Consider the following 12,033-nt stretch of genomic DNA (forward strand, 5'->3'; position numbering starts at 1 on the left):
GAATTCAGAGCGCCGTCCGAGACATCGGGCGGCGTTTATTGTGTTTCGGGTTTCCTTTGAGACGCGACTAGGCTGCCGCGCCCTTGGCGCTCAGGGGCTGGTCGTGTCACAGGCTGTGTCAGGGTAATCCCAAAACGCTGCCGTTATTCTTCGAAGTCGAACTCCACCGGGGCAGAGGCAAAATCACCGATATCCGGCAGGTCCTCGTCGCCTTCCGCCGGGGCCGGGTCAAAGTCGAAATCCCCCCCCTCTGCCAGATCGCCGCCAAGGTCGAAATCCGATGCCTCTGCCGCGAAATCAAGCGCGGGCAGGTCTGGCAACTCCTCTGGCTCTGACGGGTCAAAGGCCGGCTCTTCGACCATGCCGGCGAAGTCGGCGGGTTCCGGAGCAGCCGGCAGATCCGGCAGAGCGGGTGCGGCTTCGGCAGGCGGCTGGTTGTCCGCAGCTTCAACCGCAGGTTTGGCGGCACCAACCTGAGCGGGCAGGCTGAGCCGGACCGCGCGCATGCCGTTGAGCTGACCGAGACGGCCCACCACAACTGCCCCGCCCTTCCCGGCGGTCAGCTTGACCTTGTCCAGCGCGTTCTGCGGGAGCGGGATCAACTCGCCGGGTTTGAGCTGCTGCGCGCGGTTGAGCGGCAAGGTGATCTGCGCCAGAACCGCCTCTAGCCGGGCCTCGACGCGGGCAAACACGTCTTCATGCGGTCCGGGGCTGTTGTCCTCGGCCGATTTCGGCGCGCCTTTGCCACGTTTGGGTTTCGCCCGTTCCGGCAGGATAAAGGAGATCGTGCCGCGCCGTCGCCCGAGCGCGAGGTCCACCTCTGCCCGGAAGGCACGGTAAACGGAGGCATCAAGCAAAAGACCGGCGCTGCGCGCATCTTCCAGCATAGCGCCAAAGCGAAACCCCTCGATCTGGCGCAGGATCGGATGCTCGCCGAGGTTTTCGACAAACCGTTCCATCGTGCCGTCGATGATCGGCGCCATGAGCGCCGCTTCGGTTGGTGTATAGGCGCGTTCAGGATCCACCGGAATGTTGCTAACCTGTTGGATTGTCTGAACTTCCACAAGCCCCGCAACCACCTCCCGGCCAAACACCGCAAGGCCCAGCGCCCCGTCTGGCCCATCCATCAGAATCAGAAGGTCCTCGGCGGTCAGGGACTCGATCACGCCGTCCTGATCGAGGTTTTCGACCGTGACCGCCTGGGTAACCAGCGCAAGGTCCCAGTTCACGTCCGCCGTGCGGGACAACGCGCGGCGCAAGGCCTTGGACGGCGACATGCCGCGCGCCTCGAAAGCCCGCTGTGCCGCCTGCGCCTTTTGGCCAAGCACGTCCTGTTGTGCGCCGTCAGCCATGTAGAAATTCGCCCATCACGTCCTCTGCTTTGGGCTTAGGTTATGGCGGGATTTGGTTACCAAGCGCTTTAAGCGCGACAAAATTATTGTGCGGCAAGCGCCTGATCGCTGGGCAGAACAACCCGGAAGGCCCCGCCCCCCTGCCCCGGCAGGTAAGAGATGTCGCCCCCCAGACGGGTCATGATCTGGCGGCAAATCGCAAGGCCAAGCCCGGCGCCACCGGCCTCACCCTCAGACACGCGGGCAAATTTCTCGAAGATCACGTCCTGCTGTTCCGCCGCCACGCCGGAACCGTTGTCGATGAAATCCACCACGGTGCGCCCTTCGCTCTGCCCCACCCGAATTTCCAGCACAGGCCGTGCTGCATCGCAGTATTTGTCGGCGTTGGCGATGAGGTTGATGCAGACCTGCGCGAGCCGGTCGATGTCCGTGTGAAGCCAGAAGGCCTCCGACGCCTGATCGCGCCGGACCCGCAGCCTGTCTTCGCCCTGAAGCGCCGAAGCCACTGCCCGATCAAGCAGTTCGGAGAGCTGCGCGCGGCGCAGGTTCAGGCTGACCTGACCGTTCTCAAGCACCGACAGGTCAAGCAGATCGTCCAGAAGCCGGGTCAGGCGGACCGCCTCGTCATGGATGATGGAGGCGTAGCGAATGCGGTCTTCAGCCTCGATTCCCTCTGCATCGCCCAAAATCTCGGAAAACGCCCGAATAGAGGTCATCGGCGTGCGCAACTCGTGGCTGATCTGGCTGAGGAAGGCGTCTTTCTGGACCGAGAGCCGCGTCAGCTTCTCGTTCGCCTCGCGCAATTGCCGTGCGGTGCGGGTGAGTTCCTCCGATTGCGCTTCGAGCCGGGCGGAGGTTTCCATAATCTGCGCCGTCTCGTCGGCCACGGCCATAAGATCCTGCACCGAAACACTCAAACCGCCGACGATCTGGCCGATCATTGCATGCGCCGTTGCCGCGCCGACGGAGCCGGACAGCTCGCGCTCCAGCACTTCGAGAAATTCGGGCGTCGGATCGGGCAGAATGCCGGTCAGGCCCTGTTTGCGGGTCTCGCGCAGGAACAGCGCCTGCGCCTCGGGCGCGCCGAGGATGCGCTGCGCCATGACCATGAGGTCTTCAGACTGGGCTGCGCCGCCGGACCAGCTGCGGGTGCGGCTCGCGGCGCGGCCAATGTTGACGAACTGCGCGCCCTGCAACCGTTCGAGCGGCGAGGGAAAGCTCATCAGAGACGCGCCGAAGAAGGTCACGGTGTTGAGCGACAGGGACCAGAAGACGGCGTGCATCAGCGGGTCCATGCCTTCGATGCCAAAGAGCGCCTCGGGCCGCAGCCAGCCGATGCCAAGCGGGCCATTGTCGAAGAAGGTCGCGGGCAGCACGGTGTCCGGGCCAAAGCTGGGCAGGTAAAGCGTGTAGATCCAGACCGCAAAGCCCACGGTCAGCCCGGTCAACGCGCCATTGCGGGTCGCACCGCGCCAGAAGATGCCGCCAAGCAGGGCGGGCAGCACCTGCGCCACGCCGGTAAAGGAGACAAGGCCGATGACGGAGAGCGCCTCGCCGCCGCCGGAAAACTTGTAATAAAGATAGCCAAGCGCCAGCACCCCGGCGATGGAAAGGCGGCGGGACAAGAGGACCACGTTGCGCACATCCCCCGACACGCTGGCGCCATCGGTGCGAAAGCGCAGCCAGAGCGGCATGACGATGTGGTTCGACACCATGGTCGACAGCGCAATGGCTGCGACGATCACCATCGAGGTGGCCGAGGAAAAACCGCCAAGGAAGGAGAGCACCGCGAGCCCGTCCTGCCCGAAGGCCAGCGGCACGGTCAGCACGAAGAGATCCGGGTTCGATCCCGGCGGCATCATGTCGAGGCCGACCACGGCAATCGGGATGATGAACAGGCTCATCAGCAGCATATAGAGCGGGAAGGCCCAGGCGGCGGTGCGCAGCTGGGCGTCGTTGTCGTTCTCGACAACCATGACCTGAAACATGCGCGGCAGGCAGAGGAAGGCGGCGGCGGAGAGCAGCATCAAACCGGCCCAGCGTCCTTCGTTGATCTGCCACTCGCCCAAGGCAGAGGCGTCGATGCGCTCCAGCATCGGGCCGACACCGCCGGAAATCCCCCAGACGACAAAAGCCCCGACGGCCAGCAGCGCCGCCAGCTTGACGATGGCTTCGACCGCGATGGCCATGACAACGCCGTGGTGACGTTCATTGGCGTCGAGATTGCGGGTGCCGAAGATGACGGTGAAGATCGCCAGACCAACCGCCACCCAGAAGGCCGTGGGCGGCGCTTCGGGGTTTAGGCTTGGCTGCGTGTCGGAAAAGACCTCGACCGAAAGGGTCACCGATTGCAGCTGCAGGGCGATATAAGGTGTGGTGCCGATCACCGCGAGCAAGGTCACGCCCACGCCAAGCAGGTTGGATTTGCCATAGCGCGAGGAAATCAGATCGGCGATGGAGGTGATGCGCTGGCTGCGCCCGATGCGCACCAGCTTGCGCAGCACCCACCACCAGCCGATCAGCACGAGGCTGGGGCCGAGGTAGATCGTCAGGTACTCAAAGCCGCTGCGCGCAGCAGAACCGACGGCGCCATAAAAGGTCCAGGCCGTGCAATAGATCGAGAGCGACAGCGTGTAGATGATCGGGGCCGAAAGCCAAGCCGTCTTGCCGCGCCGGGCGGCGCGTTCGGCGATGAAGGCCACGACAAAGAGCATGAGAACATAGGCGATCGAGATCGCCGCCAGCGCATTCAGGCCAATCACGGCTGGCCTCCATTGCTGGTTTGCGCCTCCGCATCACGGCGGCGGAGCGCAAGGATCAGAAGAGCCGCCCCGAGAATGAGCCCGACCCAGACGCAGAAGATGTAGATCAGCGCGCCGGAGGCCGATGTCGGCTCCTTGGGCAAGGCCCAGAGCAGCGGCACCCACCACAAGAGCAGGCCCAGCACCGGCAGCGCGCGCGCCGCGTCGATGATGCGGCGGCGGCGGTAAGTTTGCCGTTCGACAAAGAGGGGCAGCTTTTGCGCGGCAGGCCCGTCCGGGGTGTCGTCTTCGCTCATTCCGGCTGATGCGCCGGGCCAAGGGCGCGGACGGCCTCCAGAACTTCGGCGTTGGAAAACGGCTTGGTCATGAACCGGTTGACCCCGGCCCGTTCCGCCAGCTCTCGGTCCTTGCTTTGCCCGCGCGCCGTCAGCATCAGCACCGGCAGGGCCGCGGTTTCCGGGTTGTCGCGCAGTTCGCGCAGAATATCAAAACCGGAGCGCCCCGGCAGCATGACATCGAGGATCAGGACATCGGGCGTTTTGCGTTGCACCGCCTCTACCGCATCGCTGCCATTGGAGTGCGTATCCACCTGCCAGCCGTCCCGGGAGAGGATGAATCGGATCGCTTCGATGATGTTTGGTTCATCCTCGATCAGCAGCACATGTCCTGCCATTCCTGACCTCCCCGTCTCTTGCCCCGTATCGCGCCCCCGCTCTTCGGCTAGGCCGAGCGTCCCCCAAAGGGCTGTGGGACAGTATTACCATCCCCAAAGACTGTCAAAACCATGTTAGCGTTATTGTACCGTCTTGAAACAGAAATTTCCGCTGCGCTGCGGCATTCCGAGGTCGGAAAACCCCGGTTTTCACCCCGCCAGAACCGACGGCTCGCGGCGTCCGTGGCATTCCATGCGCGGACAGATTCGGCAGGCCGCGCCCACCGCCGTCGCCGGGGTGCCATCGTCCCGGGCGGGCAAGGGGCGGACGAGCATATGCGCCTCGAACAGAGGATCGGTGTTGACCGCGATGCCGCCCAAGGGCGTTGCCAGCGCATCGGCCTGAAACCGGGTTTCGTTGCGCACCGGCTGCTGCACCGGCATCGACAGCATAGCCCAGGGGCGATTGAGCGCGCGATAAAGCGGCCAGAGCGGGCAGGCCGCCCCAAAGCGCGGCATGGGGAAATCCGGGAGAGGCTTGCGATAGCTCAGAACGCCCGACGCGTCACAGATCGCCAGACCCACCGGATCGGGCAGCACCTCGGGCGGCATGGCGGCGAGGCGGCGCATGATACGCGCCGGTTCCGAGCCAAGCCGTGCGGACAAACGCATCGGATCGAGGCCGTCTTCCTCCAGCGGGAGGCGCAGCGCCTCGATCGGCACGGCGCGCGCATCTTCGGCATAGCGTTGGAGCCAGGCGTCCAGCAGCTGGCGCGCGGTGTTGGACAGGCCCGCCCCAAGCCGCGCGGCGGCGTCTTCTACTGCGCCGCCCTCTTCAAGCTCCGGTACATGATGGCCTGCCGCTTCCAGCACGCTGTCCAGCTCTTCCTGCGGCACGCCCAGCTCGGTGGCCGCCTCGCTGTCCGCCTCAAGATAGGTCACAAGACCGCGCGACGTCTCCGCGAGGCGTTCGCTGTCTTCGTGGATGTTGCGGTGAAAGCGGGCCTGCCATTCCGGGTCCACATCGCCCGGTTCCGCCAGGATCGACGCGGCAGAGTGAATGGCCGTCACGGTCGAAAGCATCTCGTGCAGGGAGGCGGCAAGGTGCGGATCGTGGGTCATGCGGTCTGTCAGGGTTTCGACCGAGCGTTCGAGCCCGGCCACCCGCGCCCGCGCATCGGACAGAACCTGCGCCCAGCCGGGAAAACGCCCGGCGAACTCCTCGACGCGGTCCAGCTCGGCCCCGGCTCTCGGCGCATCGAGCGCCGCCTCGCGCAGGGTGGCAATCAACGTGGCCTCCGCCCCTTCGGCCAGCATGACCGCTTCCACATCAAGAATGGCGGCGATGTCATTCAGGAGCTTTCCGCCGATTCTGCGTCGGTTGTGCTCGATAAGATTGAGATATGACGCCGAAATACCCGCTTGACGTGCAAGCTCCGACTGCTTCAACCCGCGCATGATCCGCCGTTCGCGGATCCGCGAGCCTGTCAGCGTGTCACGGGGCATGTGTGTTCCTCTAACGGTTTCAAGGGTTTTCTGCGGTGCGACGTAAAGTCATTTACAGAATACAATGACATACAGTTCACTCTTTGACAAAAAAATTATTACGCAAAAACGACTTGTTGCGAAACTTTACGAACCTCCCCGATACTATATTTGCACTAGATGTGCGCGTTTGCCGGGAAGAGGAGCCCGGCTTCGCTTTTCACACATTGGGAGGATTACATGTCCAAACTCAACCTGACACGTCGCGGCGTGCTCAAGTCCGGCGCTGTTGCCGGCGCAGGTGTTGCTCTGCCGACGATCTTCACCGCGCAATCGGTGGCAGCCCACACCAACGAGCCGACCGGCTCCACGGTTACCCTGGGTTTCAACGTACCCCAGACCGGCCCCTACGCTGACGAGGGCGCGGACGAGCTGCGCGCTTACGAGCTTGCAGTCGAGCACCTGAACGGTGGCGGCGACGGCGGCATGATGAACACCTTCTCGTCGAAGGCTCTGCAGGGCAACGGTATCCTGGGCAAGAAGGTCGAATATGTGACCGGCGACACCCAGACCAAGTCTGACGCCGCCCGCGCATCGGCCAAGTCGATGATCGAAAAAGACGGCGCGGTGATGATCACCGGTGGTTCGTCCTCCGGCGTGGCCGTGGCCGTGCAGGCGCTCTGCCAGGAAGCAGGCGTGATCTTCATGGCGGGTCTGACCCACTCCAACGACACGACCGGTAAAGACCGCCGTGCCAATGGCTTCCGCCACTTCTTCAACTCCTACATGTCCGGTGCCGCGCTCGCGCCCGTGCTTGAGAAGATGTACGGCAGCGACCGTAAGGCTTACCACCTGACCGCTGACTACAACTGGGGTTACACCACCGAAGAAGCGGTGAAGTCCTCGACCGAAGCGATGGGCTGGGAAACCGTGAACACGGTGAAAACCCCGCTGACGCAGACCGACTTCTCGTCCTACATCGCCCCGGTTCTGCAGTCCGGCGCCGACGTTCTGGTTCTGAACCACTACGGCGGCAACATGGTGAACTCGCTGACCAACGCGGTTCAGTTCGGCCTGCGCGAAAAGCAGGTGAACGGCAAGAACTTCGAAATCGTTGTTCCGCTCTACTCCCGCCTGATGGCGAAGGGTGCGGGTGCCAACGTTAAAGGCATCTTCGGTTCCACCAACTGGCACTGGTCGCTGCAGGACGAAGGCTCCAAGGCATTCGTCAAGTCCTTCGGCACCAAGTACGGCTTCCCGCCGAGCCAGGCCGCGCACACCACCTACGTGCAGACCCTGCTTTATGCGGACGCGGTCGAGCGTGCCGGCTCCTTCGCGCCTTGCGCGGTTGCCGCAGCGCTGGAAGACTACGAGTTCGACGGTCTGGGCAACGGCAAGACGCTGTATCGCGGCGACGACCACCAGTGCTTCAAGGACGTGCTGGTTGTGAAGGGTAAAGAGAACCCGACTTCCGAGTTCGACCTTCTCGAGATCGTCGAAGTCACGCCGGCGGCTCAGGTCACCTACGCACCGGACCACCCGCAGTTCTCGGGCGGCGCGCTCGGCACCTGCAACAACGGCGCCTGATTTCAGGACATCGCAACGGGGTGGGCATCTTCATGCCCACCCTTCCCCCATATGCTACGGCGCCCCCGCCGGTGGCATCTCCACCATATAGTCTCCGCAAAGGGTGGGATTCATGGAAGCAATCATCCTTCAAATTCTCAACGGGCTGGACAAGGGCTCGGCTTATGCGCTGATCGCGCTTGGCCTGACGCTCATCTTCGGCACCCTCGGCGTCGTCAACTTCGCTCACGGCGCGCTTTTCATGATCGGTGCCTTCTGCGCCGTCACACTGAGCCGCATCCTGACCTGGAGCCACACGGTCATCGACGAAACCCGCACCGACTTCCTCGGCAATCCGCTCAAGGTCGAGGTGCCTTACGTGCACGACATCTTTGGCGTGGCCACCGGTGATGCGATCATCGACTGGGCCGTGCCGCTGGCGATCCTGTTCTCCATTCCGGTCATGCTCTTTGTGGGCTGGGCCATGGAGCGCGGTCTGATCAAGCACTTCTACAAGCGTCCGCACGCCGACCAGATCCTCGTGACCTTCGGTCTGGCCATCGTGATGCAGGAAATCATCAAGTACTACTACGGCGCGAACCCGATCCCGACGCCTGCGCCGTCGGCGTTCACCGGCTCGTTCGATTTCGGTGCGATGCTCGGCATGGCCGAAAACCAGATCATCTATCCTTACTGGCGCCTTGTCTACTTTGCCTTTGCCACTGTCATCATCGGCGCCGTCTTCGCCTTCCTGCAGTTCACCACCTTCGGGATGGTTGTGCGCGCGGGCATGGCGGATCGCGAAACCGTCGGCCTTCTGGGCATCAACATCGACAAGCGGTTCACCATCATGTTCGGCCTCGCGGCCGCCGTGGCGGGCCTTGCGGGCGTGATGTACGCGCCGATCAACTCGCCGAACTACCACATGGGGATGGACTTCCTTGTCCTGAGCTTCGTGGTTGTGGTTGTGGGCGGCATGGGCAGCTTGCCGGGCGCGGTTCTGGCCGGGTTCCTTCTGGGCATCCTGGAGAGCTTTGCATCCATGTCGATCGTGATCGACCTCATCCCCGGCATCAACCAGATCATCATCTATCTGGTCGCCATCATCATTCTTTTGACGCGTCCGCGTGGCCTGATGGGTCGCAAAGGCGTGATGGAGGACTAAGCCCATGTTTGGACTTGACAAAAAAGACGCCAAGCTCCTGCTGATCGTTGCGGCGCTGGTGCTCTTCGCCCCCTTCCTGCTCAATCCCTTCCCGACGGACAGCGCCATGGCGCAGTTCAACGCGGGCTACCCGGACCTGATGCAGCGTTTTGTGATCTTTGGTATCTTTGCGATCGGCTTCAACATCCTCTTCGGCCTCACCGGCTACCTCTCCTTTGGCCATGCGGCCTTCCTCGGAGTGGGCTCCTACTCGGCGGTCTGGATGTTCAAGCTGCTGAGCATGAACGTGGTTCCGGCCATCATCCTGTCGGTGATCGTCTCTGGTCTCTTCGCGGTTGTCATCGGTTACGTCAGCCTGCGCCGCTCGGGGATCTACTTCTCGATCCTGACGCTGGCCTTCGCGCAGATGTCCTTTGCCCTCGCCTACTCGGTTCTGACCCCGATCACCGGCGGTGAGACCGGGCTGCAACTGGCGCTCGACGATCCGCGGATCCTCGGCGTGGCCCAGACCGAAGGCGGCAACATCCCGGTGCCCGGCATCTTCGGACTGGAAATGCGCTCCACCGCGGAGCTGGCCATTGGCCCGTGGGAGTTTGTCTTCAACGTCGGTTACTACTTCTCCGGCATCCTGATGCTGGCGGCCTTCTACCTCGCCATCCGCATCTTCCGCTCGCCCTTTGGCATGATGCTGCGCGCGGTGAAGTCGAACCAGCAGCGTATGAGCTACACCGGTCTGAACCCGAAGCCCTACACGCTGGCCGCCTTCGTCATCTCGGGCATGTATGCCGGCCTTGCCGGTGGCCTGATGGCCGCGATGGACCCGCTGGCCGGTGCGGAGCGCATGTTCTGGACGGCGTCGGGTGAGGTTGTTCTGATGACCATCCTGGGCGGTGTCGGCACGCTGATTGGCCCGGTTCTGGGTGCGGGTGCGATCAAGTACATGGAAAACATCATTTCCAAGATCAACTCCGAGATCCTGCACGGCTGGTTCGCCTTCATGCCCGATGGGCTTGAAGACCTGATCGTCGCGCTGATCTACCCGTTCATCGGCAAAGGCTGGCACCTGACTTTGGGTATCATCTTCATGCTGGTCGTGATCTTCCTGCCCGGCGGTCTCGTCGAAGGTGGCCAGAAAATCGCACGTCTCTTCGGCCGCAAGAAAGCGGCGGACGATGAGACCCCCGGCAAATCCACCGAACCTGCGGAATAAGGAGCCAGACTGATGGGTATTCTTGAAGTCAAGGACGTCAACAAGCGCTTCGGCGGTCTGCAGGCGCTCGGCGATGTGAACCTCTCGGTGCGCGAAAACACCGTGCACGCGATCATCGGGCCGAACGGCGCGGGCAAGTCGACGCTGCTCAACTGCCTCGTCGGCAAGCTGATCCCCGACACCGGTTCGGTCATGTTCGACGGCAAATCCGTGCTGGGCCGTTCGCCCCACGAGATCAACCAGATGGGCATCTCCCGCGTGTTCCAGACCCCGGAAATCTTCGGTGATCTGACGGTCATGGAAAACATGATGATCCCGCTGTTTGCGCGGCGGGACGGGGCCTACCGGCTCCACGCGATTGAATCGGTGCAATCGGAGAAGTCGCTGATCGAACAGGCCGAGACGATGCTGGAAGACGTGAACATGTTGGACAAGCGTCACATGCACTCGGCCTCCATGTCTCGCGGCGACAAGCGGCGGCTGGAGATGGCTATGTGCCTCGTGCAAAATCCGAAGCTGCTGCTTCTGGACGAGCCGACGGCGGGCATGGCGCGCGCGGACACCAACAACACGATCGACCTGCTGAAGGAGATCAAGGAGAAGCGCGACATCACCATCGCCATCATCGAGCATGACATGCACGTGGTGTTCTCCCTCGCCGACCGGATCACGGTTCTGGCGCAGGGCACACCGCTTGTCGAAGATGAGCCGCAGAACATCAAAGGCCATCCGAAGGTGCAGGAAGCCTATCTCGGCGAGGCCCACTGAGCGTGGGGCCGGGGCAGAGCCCCGGCCTACAAGACCGACACTCCGTAGGGCGGGGCTTTGCCCCGCACCCCCTCAAAGGTGAGGAACAGACATGAACGTACGTCCGGATTTTTCCAAAAACGCCAATATGGCCGAAACGGCACCCGCCTTTCTTTCGGTCTGGGACATGCACAGCTATTACGGCGAGAGCTACATCGTGCAGGGCATTTCCTTCAACGTCCACGAAGGCGAGATCCTCGCGCTTCTGGGCCGCAACGGCGCGGGCAAGACCACCACGTTGCGCTCCATCGCGCGGCTCGACGATCCGCAGGTGAACAAGGGCGAGATCTGGCTGGATCACCAGCCGCTGCACAACATGAAGAGTTATGAGGCCGCGACCGTGGGTCTCGGTCTTGTGCCTGAAGACCGCTGCATCATCCCCGGCCTGACGGTTGAGGAGAACCTCAAGCTGGCGCAGATCGCCCCGCCGATCGGCTGGTCCATCGAGCGCCTGTATGAGCTCTTCCCCCGCCTCGGCGAGCGCCGCAACCAGGAAGGCGTGACCCTGTCCGGCGGCGAGCAGCAGATGCTCGCCATCGCGCGGGCACTGGCGCGGGACATCAAGGTGCTTTTGCTCGACGAGCCTTATGAAGGCCTTGCCCCGGTGATCGTCGACGAAATCGAGAAGACCCTGCGCCACATCAAGGAGCAAGGCATGACCACGATCATCGTGGAGCAGAACGCGGTGCGCGCCCTGCAGCTTGCGGACCGCGCCGTCATTCTCGACACCGGCTCCATTGTCTTTGACGGCAGCGCCGCCGAAGTTCTGGAGAACGAAGAACTGCGCGCGGAATATCTCGCAATTTAATACGTTTCCCGGCCTTCCACGACCAAAGTGGTCTTGATCTTGGGGGCCGGGACCTATTCCCTGCCCCCAATTGATTTGTGGAGGAGCCCCCAAAATGAGCAACACCTACCCCCCCAGCGCGGAACTTTCTGCGTCTGCGAATGTTGATGCGGCGCAGTATGATGCGATGTATGCGCAGTCTGTGGCCGATCCGGAAGGGTTCTGGGCCGAGCAGGCCAAGCGGCTG

General features: G+C 62.9%; 11 protein-coding genes. 6 read left to right on the forward strand and 5 right to left on the reverse strand.

Annotation, left to right across the window (positions count from 1 at the left end; genetic code table 11):
- Window positions 1-143 precede the first annotated feature (143 nt).
- From E4662_RS08115 to E4662_RS08135, 5 genes are all read right to left on the reverse strand, one after another.
- Complete coding sequence (locus E4662_RS08115; protein ID WP_136441021.1) at window positions 144-1,352, reverse strand: FliM/FliN family flagellar motor switch protein; 1,209 nt, start codon at window positions 1,350-1,352, stop codon at window positions 144-146.
- Window positions 1,353-1,435: 83 nt separating this feature from the next.
- A complete protein-coding gene (locus E4662_RS08120; RefSeq protein WP_420819260.1) occupies window positions 1,436-4,066 on the reverse strand; it encodes an ATP-binding protein in 2,631 nt (876 codons plus the stop codon).
- A 44-nt stretch (window positions 4,067-4,110) separates the two neighbouring features.
- Window positions 4,111-4,410 carry a hypothetical protein gene (locus E4662_RS08125; RefSeq protein ID WP_136441023.1) on the reverse strand — a complete coding sequence of 100 codons (300 nt, stop codon included), beginning with the start codon at window positions 4,408-4,410 and terminating at the stop codon, window positions 4,111-4,113.
- Window positions 4,407-4,787: a response regulator transcription factor gene (locus E4662_RS08130; RefSeq protein WP_136441024.1), complete on the reverse strand. Its 381-nt coding sequence runs from the start codon at window positions 4,785-4,787 to the stop codon at window positions 4,407-4,409. Before E4662_RS08130 ends, E4662_RS08125 begins: the two co-directional genes overlap by 4 nt.
- 189 nt (window positions 4,788-4,976) lie before the next feature.
- Window positions 4,977-6,272 carry a short-chain fatty acyl-CoA regulator family protein gene (locus tag E4662_RS08135; RefSeq protein WP_136441025.1) on the reverse strand — a complete coding sequence of 432 codons (1,296 nt, stop codon included), beginning with the start codon at window positions 6,270-6,272 and terminating at the stop codon, window positions 4,977-4,979.
- Between the two features lie 219 nt (window positions 6,273-6,491).
- Between E4662_RS08135 and E4662_RS08140 the strand changes: the two genes are divergently transcribed.
- The 6 genes from E4662_RS08140 to E4662_RS08165 all read left to right on the forward strand — a co-directional run.
- Window positions 6,492-7,838, forward strand: a complete 1,347-nt coding sequence (locus tag E4662_RS08140) for a substrate-binding protein (protein WP_136441026.1) — start codon at window positions 6,492-6,494, stop codon at window positions 7,836-7,838.
- Between the two features lie 112 nt (window positions 7,839-7,950).
- Complete coding sequence (locus E4662_RS08145; RefSeq protein ID WP_136441027.1) at window positions 7,951-8,982, forward strand: branched-chain amino acid ABC transporter permease; 1,032 nt, start codon at window positions 7,951-7,953, stop codon at window positions 8,980-8,982.
- Between the two features lie 4 nt (window positions 8,983-8,986).
- On the forward strand, window positions 8,987-10,192 hold the full coding sequence (locus tag E4662_RS08150) for a branched-chain amino acid ABC transporter permease (protein ID WP_136441028.1): 1,206 nt from the start codon (window positions 8,987-8,989) through the stop codon (window positions 10,190-10,192).
- Between the two features lie 12 nt (window positions 10,193-10,204).
- Window positions 10,205-10,960 carry an ABC transporter ATP-binding protein gene (locus E4662_RS08155; RefSeq protein WP_136441029.1) on the forward strand — a complete coding sequence of 252 codons (756 nt, stop codon included), beginning with the start codon at window positions 10,205-10,207 and terminating at the stop codon, window positions 10,958-10,960.
- A 91-nt stretch (window positions 10,961-11,051) separates the two neighbouring features.
- On the forward strand, window positions 11,052-11,807 hold the full coding sequence (locus tag E4662_RS08160; RefSeq protein ID WP_136441030.1) for an ABC transporter ATP-binding protein: 756 nt from the start codon (window positions 11,052-11,054) through the stop codon (window positions 11,805-11,807).
- 94 nt (window positions 11,808-11,901) lie between these two features.
- Window positions 11,902-12,033, forward strand: a 132-nt coding sequence (locus E4662_RS08165) for an acetyl-coenzyme A synthetase N-terminal domain-containing protein (protein WP_136441031.1), incomplete at its 3' end; no start/stop codon positions are given.

The sequence above is a fragment of the Pacificoceanicola onchidii genome (genome assembly GCF_004804335.1).
Taxonomy (GTDB): domain Bacteria; phylum Pseudomonadota; class Alphaproteobacteria; order Rhodobacterales; family Rhodobacteraceae; genus Pacificoceanicola; species Pacificoceanicola onchidii.